Genomic DNA, 18,051 nt, shown 5'->3' on the forward strand with positions numbered 1-18,051 from the left:
CTTCGGCAGCGGCTGTACCTCCCGCCGATACCCCATGTCCGCTTCCGGCGCCCGGATCGCCTTGCGCACCACCTTGCGCGACAGGTGCAGGTCCCGCGCTATCGCCTTGATGGCCTTCCCCGACGCGGGCTCGCGCCGGATCCTCAACACCCTCTCCAATACCAGCATCCCGATCTCGCCGCCTGACACACCGCCAAGCGAACAGCCTAGACCAACGGGATGAGGGCTCCCTTTTCGACGCCGATCACCCCGCTACCGAGGTCCCTTTTCCACGCCGATCCACACCGGAGTGGCGTCGTTTCTGCTTGAACAAGGTCCCGGTGCGGAGATTGCCCAGCTATTCGAAACCCACGGATATGGTGCGTCACGGATGCGCCTGACCTTCCATAGGGCCGGACTCGACCGCATCCTTACTCTCGTCAGGGCAGAGTGCGGCGCTGTCCTGATGCTCGAAGGAGCGAGCGACACGCGCTGCGATGGTGTCGTTCATCGTGAAGTCCATGACGATGGCGTTCCCCTCCGCGTCGAATTCAAGGCCTGTTGGTCCGCCACGAACAAAAATCCGAGCCTCAAGATATTCCTCGACATCCTACGGGAAAGACATCCCGATTATCGTTAAAAGGATATCTACCTCGCATATGAAAGGAAAACGTGCAGGCCGAACTACTTAGATGAGCTTGTGCATCGCCTTTTCCGCCCCTGTAACCGGCCCCTACCGTGAAACGGTATTCACGACCTTCGAATGAACTCGAAATCGTGTCACCTAGCCCTGCGGCTAAGGAAAACGAACGACCTTGGGCCGACATCAGGTTTCTGAGCTTTCACGGCCCGGCGCCTCGGATGGTGAGGGGCGGCAGGGAAGGCGGACGGTCATGCGAGTTCCCCGACCCGCCGCGCTGCCAACGTGGATGCTGCCCCCCATCAATTCGCAAAGGCCCTTGCTGATCGCCAGGCCAAGGCCGGAGCCGCCATGGCCGTGTCGCGACCCGTCGACCTGAAGAAAGCGTTGGAAGACACGTTCCCGGTCGCTTTCGGGAATGCCGATGCCGTCGTCTTCGACGGTCAGGGCGAGGGCGTCCGGTCCTGCGGGCGCGACGTGCAGCCTGACCGTTCTGCCTTGGGAATGCAGGACCGCATTGTCGAGCAGGTTGGCCAGAATCTGAGTGATCTTGCCCGCATCGCCCATCATTGTGGTGGGAACCTTGTCGTCGATATCGGCATGGACCTCGATCCCGGCACCGGCGGCCCGGTCGCGTACGCCATCGACGATGTCCAGGCACAAGCGGCACGGATCGAAGGGCGCATCGTGCAGCGGCACGTGCCGGGTTTCGATCCGGGAGAACAGCAGCAGATCGTCCAGCAGGTCGATCAGGCGCTGGCCGACCCGGTCCATCCGCCGCGCCACGGCGCGGCTGCGATCCGTCATGTCGGGGCTGTCCGCGATCATCTGCGCATTCAGGATCAGGCTGCCCAGCGGCGCCCTGATCTCATGGCTCATATTGGACAGGAAGTCGGCCTTGGCCTGCGCCATCTCGCGCGCCGCCGCTGCATGCGCGGCCAGGGTGCGGCTGTGCCGTCGCCCGAAACAGATGACGAGCCCGAGCAACACCGAAATGAGCATCGCCGCGACCCCGATGGACCATAGCCACAGGCGTCGACGTTCCAATTCGCTGTTCGTCAAAGCGAGGCGTTGTTCGAGCGTGACCTTTTCACGTTCGCGCAGATCGGTCTGGAAACGCGCGCGCATGGCGGCAATGGCCTGGAGGCGATTGCCCTCCAGTGCCTTTTCCCGACGGTCCATGTAGCGGCGCATGTCGCGCAGCGCCTCCCCGTTCCGGCCCAGCGCCTCGAAGGCGGCGGCGCGGGCGAGATGCGATTGGGTGACGATGAATTCGTCGCTCGACGGATTCTTCCCGCCGATCAGGCTATTCAGCCGGGCGATTGCCCCGGCGGGATGGCCGTCCGCGATCATAAGCCGTGCCTCGAGCCAGGTCAGTCGCCCATAGGGAAGCCGGTGGACGAGCGCGAACAGGCGTCTGGTCGTGGTGCAGGCGCGGCGGGCTTGGTCGAACTGCCCCCGTTCCAGCCGTGCTTCGCACAGTTGGAGATCGGCATAGGCCACTCCCTGTTCATCCCCGGTTCGGGTTGCCAGATCGCGCGCCGCCTCGAACGCGACGACGGCGTGCTCGAAGTCGCTTTGTCGCATCGCGATGTTGCCGCGGAAATAGGCGAGATTCTCGCGTTCCATCGTGAATCCGCGGTCCGCCGCATAGCGATCTGCCTGGTCGATCACGTCCAGGGCGGTGGAGAAATCCAGGCTCACGATCAGCGCGAAGGCGACGTCGGTGGCTATACCGAAACGCTGGGCATCCCGCCGATGGAGTGTGGCGCTCTGGAAGGCGTTGGTGATGATCGCACCGCCCTCTCCAATTCTGCCGCTTCGGATGTTCACGGAACCCAGCGAGGCGCGTAGGCATATCCAGGCTGGCGAACCCGTGGCGTGGCGCCGCGCCGTGCGCTCCAGCAACGCTTTCGCGTGTTGGAGTTCGTCCGGGAGGCCTGCCATCTGGCTGGTCTGGATGACGAGATGCGCCTCCAAATCGGAGTCCGGCGGTATCGGATAGCGGCGGGCCGCCGCGACCTCGCGCTGCTGATCCTCGGCGCGTTCCAGGCGTCCATAGGCCGATGCGGCGATGGCATGAAGCCATGCACGGTCCGTGAAAGGTGAATTGGGGGTAAAGCGCGCTTCTATTTGGGCAAGGGCGCTTTTCGGGTTTCGATAGACTTCATCCTGCAAGGATCGCAGCGATGGCGTCGGTGCAGAGATGCAAAGGGCCATCGCGCCGCGTGGAACCAGCATCATCGCAATAACGAATATGAACTGCGCGACTATCCAAAATCTCATCATATCCGTCAGGGTGAAGTGGTTGGCCCAGAAAATGGCATAATTATAAGTCTATGCAATCGCATTTCAGTGATGATTGTGTCGCCCGTTTAGTAGGTGAGGCTGTGTAGCAAAATAGCATGGATGGAGTATGTGAATATTTTCCGTAAAATCCAAGGTTTTGACTTTTATGAAAAGGTTTGCGGCGCTGGTGGCGGTTGGAATCATTAAGGTGTCGGGTCGGCTGTCTTTCGTCTCCTCGAAAGACTGGTCATCAGGCGCGTCATGCTGGGTTGAGCGCATGCCCTGATCGCGCAAATCTGTATAAACGGTAAATTTTTCCGAATGTTATTAACTATGTGTACAAGTCATGTAATAATATGGTTAAGAAGCATAGTCACCGGGGTGCGCTCCGGTTGTGATGGGGGGGCGTCACCTGTGATTTTCATCCCCCATTTTCCGTTTGAGGCAGAGTGTGTCGGGCAAACCTTCCCTGACGGCCTATGTGGTCGAAGACGATGATGACATGCGCGAGGCGGTGGGGGATCTGCTGGCCTTGAGTGGGCACGACGTGGCCCTCTATGCCGATGCGGCCCATTTTCTGGAGGAGGTGCCAGAGCCGCGTGGCGTCCTGGTCGTCGACCTGCGGTTAAAGGGGATGAGCGGCCTGCGCCTTCAGCAGAAGGTGATGGGCAACGCGATGCTGGCCATCATCTTCATCAGCGGCGTGGCCGATATCCAGGACTCGGTCGAGGCCATGAAGGCGGGCGCGCTGGATTTCCTGGTCAAACCGGTGCGGGCCCAGATCCTGATTGATGCCGTGGCGGCGGGTATGGAGCGGGTGTCGCAGGTGCATCGGGCGGACGCACGGCATTCGGCGTTCCGGGCCGGTTATGAAATGCTCACCGAGGCGGAGCGCGAAATCGCCGGGTTCGTCGCCATGGGGTGGCGCAACAAGCAGATCGCTAACAAAACCGGCAAGACGGAAAATACGGTCAAGGTCCATCGCGCGCGCATGCTCAAAAAGATGGAAGCCGGATCGCCTTTCGAGTTGATGACCCAGCTCAAGGCCATCGGTGTGCTGGCTGATCCGTGACCGCGGCCGATGTCGCCGCGATGGCCCGGACGGGTCGTGCCAAGGTCTTCGCAATGAACGCGGATCATGTGGAGTATTTTACTGTGTAACCATAACAAATCGTTTTTTATTAAGTATTTGCGGCTATCGGTTATGTTACCGAATAGCTAGAATTGTATCGGTCGACAACAATTATATGAAAAAGATTCGGCCTTCGCAAAGACGTCGTGGTTAACGGCCGGTGGTCGCGTGGGGCCACCGGCTTTCTCTTGATCCCGTCTTCGATCAGCGCGCGACCGGCAACTGGGCCGGCGAAGGCGCTTTTCTCCACATGCGCAGGGCGATGGAGCGCTCCTCAGGGCCTACGGCATTGGCATAGAGAGCCGTGGTGCGCATGTCGGCATGCCCCAGCCAGCGCTGTACGAGGTTGAGTGGAACTTGGCTGTGAATGGCGGTGACGCCAAAGCCATGGCGCAGCCCCTTGGGCATGGCATGCGCGCCGTTCAGTCCGGCCGCGTCCATGGCCTTGCGAATACGACGATAGGCGGTCATTCGCGAAAAGGGCCATAATGGAGATGCTTCTGTTTTGCGCCCCTTGCGCGGCTGAAGATCATGCACCTCACACAATAGCGCGATCAGGTCGGACGACACCGGGATGGTCCGAAAGACGCCCTTGCGCCGCTTCTTCAGGCATTCGATCACGATCACTTTGGCCTGCGTGTCGATATTCACCGAGGTCAATGATAGCGCTTCCGATATTCGGCATCCTGTTGCGGATATAACAGAACAAAGTGTGAAGGTGTCCGGCTCCAGCAAGGATGCCTCGCGAAGGAAGGCCGATCGCTCAGCATTCGTCAGATACTTTCTTTCACCGCTTCGTCCGATAACCATCATCGACATATCGAAAACTCCTCCGATGCCCGATATGGTCCGGTGTGACATTGCGTCATCATAATCCGCAATTCCCTGAAAGCGTTACAATTCTAGCTATTCGGTAACACGAATCGAACCGGTGTCTTGGTTCGGGGGCTCAGGGGTTAAACGATGGGGGGACGCGGAATGATGGAAGGCGGCGGCGCTGCTCTCATTATCGACTCCTCCGGGGATTCGAACGAATCGGATGTGATTCTCGAATTCCATAATCTCGACCGAATGGGAGATATTCTGGGGCAGGAGGTGCGCGATCCGTTGCGGGTCGGCATCTGCCGCCGGATCGCGGCCGAGGTGCTGGCGGTCGACCGTATCGGCTGGTGTGGCCCGTCCTCTCTGATGGTCGGCTTTCGGGCGCTGGCCGGGAATGCGCGCACGCGGCAATCGCTGGTGTTGCGCCTGCTGGAGGTGGTGGCGCGGCCGTTCGATGGCGCCGAGCTCGGTCTTGAGTCGCTGCCCGATCATCTTCCCATCGCGCTGAGCGCCGACATCGGTCGTTCGGGGGATGGATCGCGGGCGACCGATGCCATCGGAGGCGACGACTGTCGTGCCGATATGGAGGCGGCCGGACGCATCCTGAACGCGCTGCGCGCCGGGCGTTTGCATCTCGTCTGGCAACCGGTCGTCCCGGCGTCCGGGTCCGGCGTGCGGTATCAGGAAGGGCTGCTGCGGCGCGTGTCGCCCGATGGCGGGTTGGAGCCGGTCGGCGGCGACATCGCCGCCTTGGAGCGGCTGGGTCTGGTCCGTTCGCTGGATGCCTGGGTCGTGCGCCAGACCCTGGCGCGACTGAGCGATGATCGCGGTGTCGTGCTGGGCTGCAATATCTCCGCGTCGAGTGCGCGGATCGATCCCTGGTGGAATGACATCTTCTTCCTGCTGGAGCGGATGCCGGACCTGGCCGCGCGCCTGGTCATCGAGATCACGGAGACCGCCGCGCTGCCCGATGCGAAGGAGGTGGCGGCCTTCGTCGCCCGGCTTCGCGCCTTTGGCTGCCGTATCGCGCTGGACGATTTCGGCGTGGGGCGGGCGTCATTCCAGGACATTTTGGCGCTCGATCCGTCGATCGTGAAGATCGACGCGCTGTATCTGCGCCGGGCGGCCGCGGGCGAGGGTGGCGTGGCGGCGGACATGCTGGCGCGCCTGATCGCCGTGGCTCAGTGCGGCGGCCGCGACGTGGTGGTCGAAGGGGTGGAGACGCGTGACATGCGCGATCTGGCCATCGGGCTGGGCGCGCCGTTCCTCCAGGGCTGGGCCATGGGCCGCGCCCTGCCCGATCCGGTGAAGCAGGGGCCGGCGGCGGAGATGCTGCCCGCCTGCCTGTTGCCGGTCGTGGACGAGCAATGGGCGCCGCGCCGCTCGTGGCGCACCTCGGCCTCTTTGTGGAGCCTGGCGGTGGTCGGCATCGGCCTGATCGCCCTGGGCGGTGTGCGATGACCGATCGCAGGATTTTCTTCGGCCTGGCCGCCGGGCGCCCCGTCTCGGGCGCATGCGCGGGTCGTGGAGCGGTGGCTGGCGCGGGGGACGCACCAGCCGCCGAGGAACATGCAGGGGCGCGTGCGACCCGGCTTGTGGGTGGAGCGTCGCCGGGGGCAGCCGGACGCTTTCTGGGGGGAGGCGCTGGCCGACACCACACTCGAACTGCCGAGTCTGAAGGGGGGAATTCCCCCGCCTTTTCAAGGGAACATGTTCTATGATGAAGAAGACCATCACCGCCGCCCTGGCCGGTGTCTCGATGCTCGCCGCCGCTCCGGCGTTCGCCGCGTCGTCCAATCCGGGCACGCTGAACGTCAAGCTGAACGTGACCACCGGTTGCGACATCAACGGTAATGGCGGCATCGGTGCAGGGTCGGGCGCGGCTGCAGAACTCAACTTCGGCAGCTACGCCGCCGGCGTGGCTGGTAGCGGCGGCGGCGCCGGTACGCCGACCACGGTCACCGGCGTCGACACGGGCAACGGCCTGGTCGTCACCTGCTCGGGCACGCAGACCCCCAGCCTGTCATTCGATGGCGGTCTGAATGCGGTTGGTACGCAGCGTAACCTGAAGCAGGTCAACGGCACCGGCACGCTCGCCTACACGCTGGGCAGCGCCGCTGGCGGCACGCAGTATGGCGTCAACACGCCGGTCGCTCTGTCCGCCTTCACCGCGGGCCAGGCTCGCGTCGTTAAGGTCTTCGGTAGCGTTCCGGGTGGCGTGCCGGCGGGCGCCGAGGGTGCCTACGCCGATACCGTTCAGATTTCGATGACCTGGTAATTTCACCAGACCGTGACGGCGCGGCGGCCGGGCAGATGTCCAACCGCCGCGCCCGAAGGGGCGAGGCCCCGTTCTCTCAAGGAACTTCATCATGATGAAGAAGATCATCGCCACCGCCCTGATGGGCGGTTCGATGCTTGCCACCAGTCCGGCGTTCGCGGCCTCGTCCAACCCCGGTACGTTGAACGTGAGCCTGATGGTAACGTCCGGTTGCGATATCAACGGCAATGGCGGGATCGGGGCGGGATCGGGTACGGCCGCGTCGATCGACTTCGGCAGCTATGCGCCCGGCACGGGCTCGGGCAATACCCCTGTCTCCGGTTCGGACACAGGCACCAGCCTGGTCGTTACCTGCTCGGGCACCCAGACGCCCAACCTGGTGCTCAACGGCGGTGCGAATGCGACCGGCTCGCAACGCAATCTGAAGCAGATCAACGGCACCGGCACGATCGCCTATATCCTCGGCAGCAGCGTCGGCGGGGCCGAATATGCGGTGAATACGGCGGTTTCGCTGGGTTCGTTCACGGCGAACCAGGGCAAGCAGATCAAAATCTACGGCAGCGTGCCCGGCGGCGTGCCGGTGGGGGCCGAGGGTGCCTATACCGATACCGTCCAGATTGCGATGAGCTGGTAAGGTGGGCCGATCCATGAAAACGTGGCGGCGCAAAGCGCTGATTGCCCTGGCGATGCTGGGGACCACTCCTCTCGACGCGGCCTCCCTGCGGATGACGCCGATCGGTCTCGACCTTTCGGAGCCCGACAAGGCGGGCGCGATCAGCCTGACGAACACGGGTACGGAATCCGTCGATCTTCAGGTGCGCATTTTCAGATGGTCGCAGGTGAACGGCAAGGACGAGTTGACGGAGACGCGCGACGTCCTGGTCAGCCCGCCGGTCGCGACCATCAAGGCGGGCGACACCTATACGGTCCGTGTGGTGCGCATCGCCAACCGCCCGGTGTCGGGCGAGGAAACCTATCGCCTGGTCATCGACGAGCTGCCCAAGCCGATTGATCCGCGCGCGACCGGACAGGGCGTGCGCATGGTGCTGCGCTCCTCGATGCCGATCTTCTTCACCCAGAAGGGCATTCGCGCCGACCTGCAATATTCCTGCTGGACGCAAGGGGGCAAGACCTTCCTGCGGATCACCAACACCGGCAAGCGTCACGCCAAGCTGGCGGGGATGAAGCTGGTCGCGCCGCAGGGTGAGCTGTCCTTCGGCGGCGGCCTGAACGGCTATGTCCTGGCCGGTCAGACGATGACGATCGAGGCCCCGACGACCAAGCTGAAGCCCGCGCCCGTTCTGGGCAAGGACGGCAAGCCCGATCCCAAGGCTTCGACCGGCCCCGAAACGCCCCTGTCCGCAGGCACCTACCAGCTCGTCTCGGGCGTCGGCAGTTCGCTCGACGTCAAGCAGACGGTGACCGTTGAGGCCCGATGACATCGTCCTCCCGATCCCTGTCCACGGCCGTACTCGCGCGGCCGGTGAAGGCGGCGTCGACCCTGGCGGGGACGCTTGCGTCCCCGATGGGCGCGCGGCTTTCGGTGGCCGCGGTCATCGGGGGGCTGCTGCTCACGACGAGCCAGCCTGCCATGGCGGCGGCCGCGGCCGCGGCGGCCGCTGCGGCGGACCCCGGCCCAATCGGCCGTCCCAAGCGCGCCAAGCTGGACGCCGACGCCTTTCGCGCGGGCCTGGAGGTCTATCTCAACGGTGAGGACATGGGCTTCATCACCGTCGCCGGGCTCGACAAAAAGAAGGGCATCATGACGATGCCCGCCGAGGATCTGCGGACGCTGCGTATCATCATCGACCCGGCCTTGCCGGACGATGCCGATATCGACCTGGCGTCCGTTCCCGGCCTGAAATATGTCTATGACGAACCTGGCCAGCTGCTGAAGCTGACGATCGACCCGGCCAAGCGTTCGACCTACGACATCGCGGTCGCCGCCTTGCCCCAGCTCGATCCGACCCAGGTCAGGCAGGTCACCGGCTTTCTGCTGAACTATGACCTGTACGCTGCTTCGGGATCGGGGGATGCCAGCGCCTATGTCAACGGGATGCTGGAGGGGCGCGTCTTCTCGCCCTATGGTACGCTCAGCACCACGGGCAGCTTCAACAGCCTGAAATATTACGGTCAGTCTTCCAATGTGATGCGACTGGACACCACCTGGCGCATGATCGACGCGGGGGCGGTCCGCTCCTATGCGGCGGGCGACATCATCACGGGGTCGGTCGGCTGGTCGGGAGCGTACCGGCTGGGCGGCATCCAGATCCAGAGCGCCTTCGCCCAGCGCCCCGACATCGTCACCACCGCACTGCCGCAGTTCGGCGGAACCTCAGCCGTGCCGTCGACGGTCGAACTCTATGTGAACAACAGCCAGGTCTATAGCGGCAAGGTCCCCTCGGGCCCGTTCATCCTCAACCAGTTGCCACAGCTGTCGGGCGGCGACGTGCGCATGGTCACGCGCGACGCCAACGGCAACGAGCAGGTGGTCAAGGGCGCCTATTACTACTCGCCCGACCTGATCCGTAAGGGCCTCTTCGACTATTCGGCCGAGATGGGCCTGCTCCGCTATGGCTATGGCCAGCGCAGCTTCGACTATGGCGAGTTCGCCGCCACCGCCTCGGCCCGCTACGGCATCAGCGGCAACCTGACGGCCGAGGGGCATGGCGAGCTGGGCCCCAGCTTCGTCAATATCGGGGCGGGCCTGAACCAGCGGCTGGGCGGGATCGGCGTGCTGGAGCTGGCGGGCGCGATCTCCAGCTATGAAGGCCGCACCGGCCAGAAATTTGTGGCGCAGATCAACACGCTGATCCACGGCTTCAGCGCCTATGCCGGGACCGAGCGGCGGTTCGGCCAGTATTTCGACCTGGGCCGGGTCAGCGCGGTGCGCAATCCCGAGATCAACCTGTCGGGCACCGGCGTCTATGAGCAGATCCTGGCCTCGACCCTGGGCGCGCGCTCGATCGACCGGTTCGGCTTCGGCGGCCAGCTGCCCTTCGACCACAAGACCAACATCTCGGTCGGCTATACCCGGCTGAACTCCGACATCACCAATTACGAGATGCTGAACATCTCGGCGTCGCGCTCGCTGGGCGGCGGGTTCGGCCTGTTGCTCAATGGTTTCAAGACCCTGTCGGGCAATGGCTCGACGATGATGCTGGGCGTGACCAAGAGCTTCGGCAGCATCACCATCATGGCGAGCGCGCAGCGCTCCGACGGGCAGACCAGCTTCGACATGCAGGCCTCGGGATCGTCGGGGCGGCGACAGGGGGCGATCAACTGGTCGGTCCTCAACCGGGAGAGCGACAACGGCCCCGCCTTCCGCAGCGCGATGGTCGGCTATCGCTCGGGCGAGGCGTGGCTCCAGGCCGGGTTGCAGCAGCAGGGCGGCCAGACCCGCGCGGTCGGCCAGGTCTCCGGCTCGGTCATCGCGGTCGGCGGAGAGGTCCTACCGGTCAACCGGGTTGGCGACAGCTTCGTGCTGGTGCGCAACGCCGGACCGGAGGCGGTCGTCATGGAAAACAACGTCCAGATCGGCAAGGCGGGCAAGTCCGGCACGATCTTCCTGCCCGACGGCCTGCCGCTGCGCGAAACCACCATCTCGCTTGATCCGACCAACGTGCCGGTCGGCTGGCAGGTCGACGAGACGCAGAAGAGCGTCGTCACCGGCTGGCGCAACGGCGCGGTCGTCGATTTCAAGGCGCACAAGGTCCATTCGGCGGTCGTCAAGATCGTCGACGACGCGGGCAAGCCGATCGAGCCGGGTTACGTCCTGAAGCTCGATGGCGGCAAGGACATCCTCGTCGGCTATGGCGGCGAAGCCTATCTGGAGGACGCCAAGCCGCAAAATGCGGGTCTGATCGATCTGGGCGTGAAGGGCGTCTGCCGCGTCGCCTTCGCCTATAGGGAAGGGGACACCACCCAGCCCGTGATCGGTCCGGTTCCCTGCAAGATGGGGGGGCAGTGATGCGACAGGTGAAGCGAAGCGCGCTGGCCGCGATCATGGGAGCGGCGATGGTCGCGGTGGCGGTGGTCCCCGGTCCGGCGAGGGCGGTGCAGTTCGGGGTGCCCCCGGTGTCGCCGCCGCTGCAACTGGGCGTGCCCTTTCCCATCCTGCCCGAACAGCGTCCGCCGCATGTGACCTTCGGCCTGTTGCGCGTGACGCTGCAGGTGCAGCCGCAATGCGTCGTCGACCTGCCCGAGGCCGAGCCGATCGACGATCTGCGCATCGCCTATTCGCCGCGCATTCCGTGGCTCGCCAACCTGACGTCGCAGGACGACCTGACGAACGATTTCGTGACGCTGGACTTCGTGCGGGTCGGCCAAGCCTGGGCCCCGCGCGCGACCGCCGCGCCCAACCGCCCCTCGGCGCGCTTGAATGTGGATTATTGATATGAAGCGTAACCTGTTCCCCGCCCGGACCCTGCGCCGCCTGATCGCCACCACCGCTTCGGGCGGGATGCTGGGGCAGAGCGTGCTGGGCGCCGCCCTGTCGCTGCCGGTGCTGATGATCGCCACGCCCGCACAGGCGGCGACGGCGTGTTCGGCCAGCATACCGAATACCGTAGCGATATATCAGTCCGGCACGACCGTGTCGGCACCGACGATGCGCCCCTATTTCTCATGTACAGGTGCGGGTTCCCAATATGCCAGGCGTGAATTCGCCATGTGCTTCGTAAACGGAACGACGTCGAGTGCCGGGCAGACGGGAAGTCCCCAGCAATCCGGCAATATGTTTTTGGCGCGATCATCTACGGGAAGCACGATAAAATTCGACCTGTATTTCCAGTACACCGATTATAGTTCCGGCTCGTTCTCCGTGGCTTCTGAAGGCGCGTCGTCCAACGCGAGTCTGGGTAATACCAACGCAGATTCGAATGGGAATGCCAGCACGGGCGTGCCGCTGCGCAGCAATTCCAGTTGGCAGCTTCTGTTGAATATCCCCAATCAATCGTCGGTTGCCGCCGGTACGTACAGCACGATCATCAGCATGCCGTTGCAATACTGGATTCGGAATAGCGGTGACTATTGGTGGGGCTATAATTTCTGTACCGGTACGTCGATCGCTACGGGAACCTTGGCGTTGCCCATTACGATCAATGTGACCAACTCATGCGATGTCGCCGCCGGCATGTCGATCGATTTTGGTCAGCTTACCCAGACCAATGCGGTCCTGGATACGAAGTCGACATATTTCCAGGTTGCAGCCGTCTGTCCGAAGTCCGTCAACTACACCTTGACGCTGTCGGATGGCGTAAATGCCAGTGGGTCGGGAAGCTATCGCCGAAGAATGGCGAATGGTAATTCCTATGTCGCTTATGGGATATTCACGGATCGCAACGCGAGTACGCCGTTCCCAACCGGCGGCGTTTCGCTGACCGGCACGGGTGTCTCTAGTGACTACGGAAATGCGTATTATTATGCGAATATAGCGCCATCGCAATCCACTGCGTCGCTTGCGTCCGGTCAATATAACGACACGATCATCGCGATGGTGAACTGGTGATGCGCGCGCGCTGTTCCTTCGCAGCCGTCATCGCCGTGGCGGTCGGCATGGCGGCGTCTCCCGCGCAGGCTGGACAGGCTGCCCGTTCCATTCGGGTCACGGGTTATTACGGCACTACCTGCGGCGCGACCATGGGGTCCGCGTTGAACTTCGGTACGCTCAATCCCGCTCAGAACCCGACCAATCAATCCTATACCGTAGGAACCACTCTATCGGTGACCTGTTCCAGCAGTACCAATTTTGGCGTCTGGAGCGCATTGACGACCAATGCCTCGGGAACACAGCGGCGGATGTGGAACCCGCTGACCAACAGCTTCCTCAATTATACACTCTATCTGAATGGTTCCAGCAATACGGTCATGCCGACGTCCTCCTCGACGTCCGGCTATACCGCCGCGCCGTCCGTTCCACAGTATATCAGCGGTATCGCTGCCACCCTGGCATCGGGGCAGACATTGCAGGCCGGGCATTACGAAGACAATATCGTCATCACGGTGAGTTACTGACATGCGGGGCATGCGGAAACTCCGGCGCGGGGCTTGTGTGTCGGTGGCGGTGATCGCCACGGCGACGCTGTGCGGCGGGTCTTCGGCCGTGGCGGCGACCAACATCGCCTTGCCGACCAAGGTCATGCTGGACGTGGCGCCCTATTGCACCATATCGATCGGGCAGAATCTGAACTTCGGCACGCCTGCGATCACCGTGGCGGCCCCGGGCGCGTCGGGCAATTCGGTATCGTTGTCCATGCCCGCGTCGTCAGCCCAAGGCATCGTCTATACGCAGTGCAGCGTCAATCAGAGCTATTGGATTTATGCGCCGGCCAGCGGCAATGAATCGCCCTCCACGCAGCGGCGTCTGCGCAACGGCAGCGCTTACCTTCCCTATCAGGTAACGGCTGGTTCGGGGTCGAGTTCGTCCGGGATGCCGTTCGCCCCGACCGCGATTCCGTTCAGCCAGTCCGCTGCCGCCAGCGCGGGGCCCCCCTATGCCATGACGGGGGCAGGCAATCAGCAGGCCACCCTCATCTATGCCACGGTGAGGGCCGCGAACCTGGATACGTCCTATCCGGTAGGGGCCTATACCGACACCCTCAATTTCACGGTGTATTACTGATGGCGCGACTTGCTTTCTGCCGTGCGAGCCTGGGCTTTGCGGTGTTGCTCGCGAGCGGTGGCGTGGCGAATGCCGCGACATTGTCGGCCCCGATGACGGCCACGCTGAACATGCCGACGATGTGCGTCGTCAGCAGCATCGCCAACCTCGATTTCGGTACGGGCACCGCCGATCAGACGGGGGCGATCCCGTTGACACGCGCGACGTCGTCCGCGAACATGGTCTGCCTCAACGGCACGACCTATGATGTCTGGCTGTCTTCGCCAAATACTAGCGGCGGTCAGCGGCGCATGAAAAACAGTGCGGGCAACTACATCAATTACATGATCGGTGCTAGCGGCCCCGGTACGGATGAGTATGGAAGGAGCCAGCCTACCAGCACCTATTACAGCAATTACGGGTCGGTTGCTATATGGAACTTCTACGGGACCATTCCTGCGCAGACCGGGGTGCCGGTCGGCAATTATACCGACACGCTGACGTTCGGGATCTATTACTGATGGCTCCCGCCTCTCGCCTTTGCGGACGATGCGCCTTTACAATCGGGCTGGCGGTCCTGTCGCTGGTCCCCGCCGGTGCGCGCGCGGCCACCGTGACGCAGTCCTTTCAGGCCAAATACACGGTCAACGGGACCTGCACGACGACGACGCCATCGACGCTCGACTTCGGCACCATCACCGCCAGCGCTTCGGGGGCGACGGCGCAGACGACTGCCAGCACCAGCGCGACCATCATGTGTACGAGTGGCTTGCCGTTCGATGAAATGCTGACGTCGGGCAATGGCAGTAACGGCACCTATACCATGAAAAGCGGGTCGAACGCGCTGAATTATCAGGTGTTCTTCCAGAATGCGATCGTGTCCGGCTGCACCACGGTCAATTACACCTGTCCATACAGATATAACAACCAGGGGTTCGGCATGACGGGGAGCGCGTCGAACCTGACGCAGTATTTCAACGGCCGCATTCTGGCGCAATCGTCGGTTCCCGCGGGAACGTACACCGACACCATGACCTTCACGGTGATCTGGTGATGCCGATGATCCGTCCCTTTTCTGCTAACGTCCTTGTCCGGGGCGTCATGCTGACGGCGCTGTCGGTGTGTACGGTGATGTCCCAGGACGCCTCGGCCGCCACGTCGACGACATTTTCGACACGGGCGGTCGTCGTCCCCACCTGCTCCATCGGCACACCGGGTAACCTGGCGTTCGGCGCGCCGACGCAGCAGATCGGTGGGGGCAACATCAAGATCACGGCGAATGTCGATGTCACCGCGTCGGTGGCGATCACCTGTACGCCGCAGTCGCCCTATTCGGTCTATTCCGTGCCCAGCGGCAACGCGACCGGGTCGGGGGATAGTGCCGTGCGGCGGATGAAGCTGTCCAGCGGCGCCTTCTACATCCCCTATTCGATCTCGACGGCCTCGGCGGGTGGGACGGCGATCGGTACGACGAGCTCGTCGAGCAATCGCTACACCGCAACTGGAACGGGCTCGGCGCAGACCATGACCTATTATGGTCGCGTGCCCGCGAACAGCTATGTCCAGGATGTGGGCGGCGCGACGGCCAACACGCCCAATGGCGGCAGCTATTCCGACACCTTCACGTTCACGGTGAGCTACTGATGCGTAGGCGCATTCCCCTTGTCGCCCTGGCGCTGACCCTCGGCATGGCGGGTTCGGCGCGGGCGGCGACGACCACCGGGTCGGGCACGGCGTCGATGACCCTGTCGACCATCTGCGTCATCTGGGCGGATACCAAGACGCTGGACTTCGGGTCGCAGGCGCCGACGACGACGCAGATCACGCAGACGGATGCGCAGATCACGAACTCCGGCATCCAGTGCACCAATGGCGGTACGGCCAATGTCTATGCGACCTCGGCCAATGCCAGTGGCTCGCAATTTCGTATGAAGACGAGCGGCAACAGCTATCTGAACTATAATATCTATCAGGATTCGGGACGCGCGACGCTCTGGCCGCAATCGAGTACGGCGTCGGGATCGGCCGTCACGGGATCCGGGGGGACGCAGACCTATTATGTCTATGGGCGGATTCCGGCGCAGGTCTATGGCGCGCCGGGCGCGTATAGCGACACCATCACACTGACCGTCAGCTATTGAGGGGGCCGGGGATGATCCGCATCAGCCTTTACGCCGCCACGGGCGTCATTCTGTCGGTCCTTGCCGCGTCCCGTGCGCAGGCCGCCACCGCCAACCAGGCCGTGACCGCGCAGTTCACGATCAACAACAGCTGCACGCTGAGCACGCCGCAAAATATGGATTTCGGGACGCTGCCCGCGACGCTGAACGTCCAGGCGACGACCGCGACGGGCAAGATCACGGTCACCTGTACGACCGGCGCAACCTGGCAGCTGAGCGGCGACACAGGCGGGAATGCAGTGACGAACAGCGGCACGACCACGCCCCGGATGTTGGGATTCTCTCCGTCCGGGATTGGTTCCCGGTTCTATTACCTGTCCTACGACACCGCCTGGGATTCGGGGATGACCCGTCTGACGCACAGCGTGGCCTCGACCGGCACCGGCACCGGCGCGAGCCAGACGGTGACGGTCTATGGCAGGATCGGCGCGCAAACGGCGACGGGTCCTGGCAACTATGGCGACGCCATGACCTTCACGATCAGTTATTGAGGGATCGGGCCATGTTTACCCCTTATCTGTGCCGGACGCTGACCGGAGCGGGCCTGGTGGCGCTGGCGACGATGGCCTCCGGCACCGCATTCGCCGCCACGACCACGGGCATGCAGGTCAACGCGACGATCCCCAACAGCTGCACGGTCGCGGCGACGACGATGGATTTCGGCACGCTGGCCAGCGGCGGCTCGTTGAGCCTGCCGCAGACCGACGCGACCGGCACGCTGACCGTCAACTGCCTGAACAATGGCTCATATGAAATACAGCCATCGTCCGCGACGCAGTCGGGCGACAATTTCTATATGGCCAAGGGCGCGACCGGCGCGACGATCACCTATCATATTTACAACGATAGCGCCCGGACCAGCCCGTATCCGAACGCGCAGACGTCGAGTTCGCAAGGGGGCACCGGCACCGGATCGAACCAGACGATCACCATCTATGGTCGGATTCCGGCGCAAACCGTGACCCAGGCGGGCGCGTACAGCGACACGCTGAACTTCACCATCACCTATTGACGATTCCAAAGAGGGGATATTCGATGACGTTTTTCCGGGCCTTTCCAGGGGTGATAGGCGGCACCGCGCTGATCGCGGCGCTGGTTCCGGCCATGCCGGCGATGGCGAGCACCACCAGCACCAACATGACCGTCCAGACGGTCGTGCCCAACAGCTGCACCCTGAGCAATGTGGTCAACATCGCCTTTTCCAATCCATCCGGCACGACGATTACGCAGACCGACAATGCCGGATCGGTGGACGTGACCTGCACCAATGGCGGCACCTATACCGTGTCGGCCAATAACGGGTCCAATGCGGTCAGCGGCCAGCGGCGCATGCAGAGCAACCGCAGTGGCAGCACCGCGACCCTGAATTACGGGCTCTACACCGACACCGGGCGCACGAACGCCTTTACCACCTCGTCCCAGCTGATCGGCAACGGCGCGGCGCAGACGTTTTCCATCTATGGCCGGATGCCCGCGCAGACCGCCACGGAAGCGGGGACCTATGTCGACACGGTCCAGCTGACCGTCAGCTATTGATCGGCGCTTGGGGATGCTCGGCATGACAGACAGAGCGACGGGGCGGCCTGGGGGCATGGTCCGTGCGTCGGTGCGTATCGCATGGGTACTGGGCGTCGCGGTCGGCGCGCTGCCGGTTCGTGCCGCGACGACCTCTCCGGGCACATCGCTGAGCGTCCAGACGACCGTGCCCGCCACCTGCACGGTCGGCGTGAGCGACGTGACTTTCGCCGCGCCGACCGGCCTGAACATCAGTCAGACCGATGCGGACGGTGCCGCCACGGTGACGTGCACCAACGGCGCCACCTATGATGTGTTCGATCGTGGCGGGAGCAACGACCCCCAAAATGGAAATGGCGTGCATTATCTTGCGCTTCAGGGGCAGGTCGGTGGCCGCCCCGGCCACGCTCCGGTCCTCACATATCAAGCCTTTAGCGATTCCGCTCGCACGGTTCCGCTGAGCAATCCGAACGGGAGCAATGTCTTCTCGTCCGGGGTAGGCACGGGGAGCGCGGTGTCCGTTCCGGTCTATTTCCGCTTGCCGCAGCAAACGGCGACGTTCTCCGGCAGCTACACCGATACCTATAATATCTGGGTGGCGTTCTGATATGTCCA

At 63.2% G+C, this 18,051-nt stretch carries 21 protein-coding genes and 1 pseudogene; 19 read left to right on the forward strand and 3 right to left on the reverse strand.

Features of this window, described 5'->3' with window-relative positions; genetic code table 11:
* Nucleotides 1-168, reverse strand: a pseudogene (locus tag BSZ14_RS20000) (IS21 family transposase); the annotation flags it as partial.
* Nucleotides 169-289: 121 nt separating this feature from the next.
* On the opposite strand from BSZ14_RS20000, the gene BSZ14_RS19585 reads away from it, so the two are divergent.
* A complete protein-coding gene (locus tag BSZ14_RS19585) occupies nt 290-619 on the forward strand; it encodes a hypothetical protein (protein ID WP_158069174.1) in 330 nt (109 codons plus the stop codon).
* Nucleotides 620-805: 186 nt separating this feature from the next.
* Here BSZ14_RS19585 and BSZ14_RS05045 read toward each other — a convergent pair whose 3' ends face one another.
* Nucleotides 806-2,797 carry a sensor histidine kinase gene (locus BSZ14_RS05045; RefSeq protein WP_076710072.1) on the reverse strand — a complete coding sequence of 664 codons (1,992 nt, stop codon included), beginning with the start codon at nt 2,795-2,797 and terminating at the stop codon, nt 806-808.
* A gap of 562 nt (nt 2,798-3,359) precedes the next feature.
* Here BSZ14_RS05045 and BSZ14_RS05050 point away from each other — a divergent pair.
* Nucleotides 3,360-3,980, forward strand: coding sequence for a response regulator transcription factor (locus BSZ14_RS05050; protein WP_083748109.1), 621 nt, complete (start codon nt 3,360-3,362; stop codon nt 3,978-3,980).
* Between the two features lie 264 nt (nt 3,981-4,244).
* Here the strand turns inward: BSZ14_RS05050 and BSZ14_RS05055 are convergent, their stop codons facing one another.
* Nucleotides 4,245-4,859, reverse strand: a complete 615-nt coding sequence (locus BSZ14_RS05055) for a tyrosine-type recombinase/integrase (protein ID WP_241823644.1) — start codon at nt 4,857-4,859, stop codon at nt 4,245-4,247.
* A 252-nt stretch (nt 4,860-5,111) separates the two neighbouring features.
* Between BSZ14_RS05055 and BSZ14_RS05060 the strand changes: the two genes are divergently transcribed.
* From BSZ14_RS05060 to BSZ14_RS05140, 17 genes are all read left to right on the forward strand, one after another.
* Nucleotides 5,112-6,323, forward strand: a complete 1,212-nt coding sequence (locus tag BSZ14_RS05060) for an EAL domain-containing protein (RefSeq protein WP_158069175.1) — start codon at nt 5,112-5,114, stop codon at nt 6,321-6,323.
* A 256-nt stretch (nt 6,324-6,579) separates the two neighbouring features.
* Complete coding sequence (locus BSZ14_RS05065; protein ID WP_076710076.1) at nt 6,580-7,140, forward strand: spore coat protein U domain-containing protein; 561 nt, start codon at nt 6,580-6,582, stop codon at nt 7,138-7,140.
* A gap of 91 nt (nt 7,141-7,231) precedes the next feature.
* On the forward strand, nt 7,232-7,774 hold the full coding sequence (locus BSZ14_RS05070; protein ID WP_076710077.1) for a spore coat protein U domain-containing protein: 543 nt from the start codon (nt 7,232-7,234) through the stop codon (nt 7,772-7,774).
* 13 nt (nt 7,775-7,787) lie between these two features.
* The gene (locus tag BSZ14_RS05075) at nt 7,788-8,579 is read left to right on the forward strand and encodes a fimbrial biogenesis chaperone (RefSeq protein ID WP_076710078.1); all 792 of its coding nucleotides are present in this window, start codon (nt 7,788-7,790) and stop codon (nt 8,577-8,579) included.
* Entirely contained in the window at nt 8,576-11,110 is a 2,535-nt protein-coding gene (locus BSZ14_RS05080; RefSeq protein WP_083748111.1) for a fimbria/pilus outer membrane usher protein, read from the forward strand. Before BSZ14_RS05075 ends, BSZ14_RS05080 begins: the two co-directional genes overlap by 4 nt.
* The gene (locus tag BSZ14_RS05085) at nt 11,110-11,535 is read left to right on the forward strand and encodes a hypothetical protein (protein ID WP_076710080.1); all 426 of its coding nucleotides are present in this window, start codon (nt 11,110-11,112) and stop codon (nt 11,533-11,535) included. Before BSZ14_RS05080 ends, BSZ14_RS05085 begins: the two co-directional genes overlap by 1 nt.
* Nucleotide 11,536: 1 nt before the next feature.
* Nucleotides 11,537-12,649, forward strand: a complete 1,113-nt coding sequence (locus tag BSZ14_RS05090) for a Csu type fimbrial protein (RefSeq protein WP_076710081.1) — start codon at nt 11,537-11,539, stop codon at nt 12,647-12,649.
* Complete coding sequence (locus BSZ14_RS05095) at nt 12,649-13,155, forward strand: spore coat protein U domain-containing protein (protein WP_076710082.1); 507 nt, start codon at nt 12,649-12,651, stop codon at nt 13,153-13,155. Before BSZ14_RS05090 ends, BSZ14_RS05095 begins: the two co-directional genes overlap by 1 nt.
* Before the next feature lie 10 nt (nt 13,156-13,165).
* Nucleotides 13,166-13,762 (forward strand): spore coat protein U domain-containing protein, encoded by a 597-nt coding sequence (locus BSZ14_RS05100; RefSeq protein WP_158069176.1) that lies wholly within the window; start codon nt 13,166-13,168, stop codon nt 13,760-13,762.
* Nucleotides 13,762-14,262, forward strand: coding sequence for a Csu type fimbrial protein (locus BSZ14_RS05105; protein WP_076710084.1), 501 nt, complete (start codon nt 13,762-13,764; stop codon nt 14,260-14,262). The genes BSZ14_RS05100 and BSZ14_RS05105 overlap by 1 nt, the downstream gene beginning before the upstream one ends.
* Complete coding sequence (locus tag BSZ14_RS05110; RefSeq protein WP_076710085.1) at nt 14,262-14,795, forward strand: spore coat protein U domain-containing protein; 534 nt, start codon at nt 14,262-14,264, stop codon at nt 14,793-14,795. Before BSZ14_RS05105 ends, BSZ14_RS05110 begins: the two co-directional genes overlap by 1 nt.
* Nucleotides 14,796-14,842: 47 nt before the next feature.
* Nucleotides 14,843-15,385 (forward strand): Csu type fimbrial protein, encoded by a 543-nt coding sequence (locus tag BSZ14_RS05115; RefSeq protein WP_076710086.1) that lies wholly within the window; start codon nt 14,843-14,845, stop codon nt 15,383-15,385.
* Entirely contained in the window at nt 15,385-15,882 is a 498-nt protein-coding gene (locus tag BSZ14_RS05120; RefSeq protein ID WP_083748114.1) for a Csu type fimbrial protein, read from the forward strand. The genes BSZ14_RS05115 and BSZ14_RS05120 overlap by 1 nt, the downstream gene beginning before the upstream one ends.
* Before the next feature lie 11 nt (nt 15,883-15,893).
* Nucleotides 15,894-16,412, forward strand: a complete 519-nt coding sequence (locus tag BSZ14_RS05125; protein ID WP_076710088.1) for a spore coat protein U domain-containing protein — start codon at nt 15,894-15,896, stop codon at nt 16,410-16,412.
* An 11-nt stretch (nt 16,413-16,423) separates the two neighbouring features.
* Nucleotides 16,424-16,933 carry a Csu type fimbrial protein gene (locus tag BSZ14_RS05130; protein ID WP_076710089.1) on the forward strand — a complete coding sequence of 170 codons (510 nt, stop codon included), beginning with the start codon at nt 16,424-16,426 and terminating at the stop codon, nt 16,931-16,933.
* Nucleotides 16,934-16,956: 23 nt separating this feature from the next.
* Entirely contained in the window at nt 16,957-17,457 is a 501-nt protein-coding gene (locus tag BSZ14_RS05135; protein ID WP_076710090.1) for a Csu type fimbrial protein, read from the forward strand.
* Between the two features lie 22 nt (nt 17,458-17,479).
* Nucleotides 17,480-18,043, forward strand: coding sequence for a spore coat protein U domain-containing protein (locus BSZ14_RS05140; RefSeq protein ID WP_206744328.1), 564 nt, complete (start codon nt 17,480-17,482; stop codon nt 18,041-18,043).
* Nucleotides 18,044-18,051 lie beyond the last annotated feature (8 nt).

Source organism: Sphingomonas sp. Sph1(2015), assembly GCF_001970915.1.
GTDB lineage: Bacteria > Pseudomonadota > Alphaproteobacteria > Sphingomonadales > Sphingomonadaceae > Sphingomonas > Sphingomonas parapaucimobilis.

Bases quoted from the DNA above. Each gene is read 5' to 3' on its own strand.
- BSZ14_RS05075 (WP_076710078.1), top strand. From the start codon at position 7,788: ATGAAAACGTGGCGGCGCAAAGCGCTGATTGCCCTGGCGATGCTGGGG.
- BSZ14_RS05090 (WP_076710081.1), top strand. From the start codon at position 11,537: ATGAAGCGTAACCTGTTCCCCGCCCGGACCCTGCGCCGCCTGATCGCC.
- BSZ14_RS05065 (WP_076710076.1), top strand. From the start codon at position 6,580: ATGATGAAGAAGACCATCACCGCCGCCCTGGCCGGTGTCTCGATGCTC.
- BSZ14_RS05120 (WP_083748114.1), top strand. From the start codon at position 15,385: ATGCGTAGGCGCATTCCCCTTGTCGCCCTGGCGCTGACCCTCGGCATG.
- BSZ14_RS05100 (WP_158069176.1), top strand. From the start codon at position 13,166: ATGCGGAAACTCCGGCGCGGGGCTTGTGTGTCGGTGGCGGTGATCGCC.
- BSZ14_RS05110 (WP_076710085.1), top strand. From the start codon at position 14,262: ATGGCTCCCGCCTCTCGCCTTTGCGGACGATGCGCCTTTACAATCGGG.
- BSZ14_RS05060 (WP_158069175.1), top strand. From the start codon at position 5,112: ATGGGAGATATTCTGGGGCAGGAGGTGCGCGATCCGTTGCGGGTCGGC.
- BSZ14_RS05135 (WP_076710090.1), top strand. From the start codon at position 16,957: ATGACGTTTTTCCGGGCCTTTCCAGGGGTGATAGGCGGCACCGCGCTG.
- BSZ14_RS05055 (WP_241823644.1), bottom strand. From the start codon at position 4,859: ATGTCGATGATGGTTATCGGACGAAGCGGTGAAAGAAAGTATCTGACG.
- BSZ14_RS05125 (WP_076710088.1), top strand. From the start codon at position 15,894: ATGATCCGCATCAGCCTTTACGCCGCCACGGGCGTCATTCTGTCGGTC.
- BSZ14_RS05095 (WP_076710082.1), top strand. From the start codon at position 12,649: ATGCGCGCGCGCTGTTCCTTCGCAGCCGTCATCGCCGTGGCGGTCGGC.
- BSZ14_RS05105 (WP_076710084.1), top strand. From the start codon at position 13,762: ATGGCGCGACTTGCTTTCTGCCGTGCGAGCCTGGGCTTTGCGGTGTTG.
- BSZ14_RS05115 (WP_076710086.1), top strand. From the start codon at position 14,843: ATGCTGACGGCGCTGTCGGTGTGTACGGTGATGTCCCAGGACGCCTCG.
- BSZ14_RS05070 (WP_076710077.1), top strand. From the start codon at position 7,232: ATGATGAAGAAGATCATCGCCACCGCCCTGATGGGCGGTTCGATGCTT.
- BSZ14_RS05130 (WP_076710089.1), top strand. From the start codon at position 16,424: ATGTTTACCCCTTATCTGTGCCGGACGCTGACCGGAGCGGGCCTGGTG.
- BSZ14_RS05140 (WP_206744328.1), top strand. From the start codon at position 17,480: ATGACAGACAGAGCGACGGGGCGGCCTGGGGGCATGGTCCGTGCGTCG.
- BSZ14_RS05085 (WP_076710080.1), top strand. From the start codon at position 11,110: ATGCGACAGGTGAAGCGAAGCGCGCTGGCCGCGATCATGGGAGCGGCG.
- BSZ14_RS05080 (WP_083748111.1), top strand. From the start codon at position 8,576: ATGACATCGTCCTCCCGATCCCTGTCCACGGCCGTACTCGCGCGGCCG.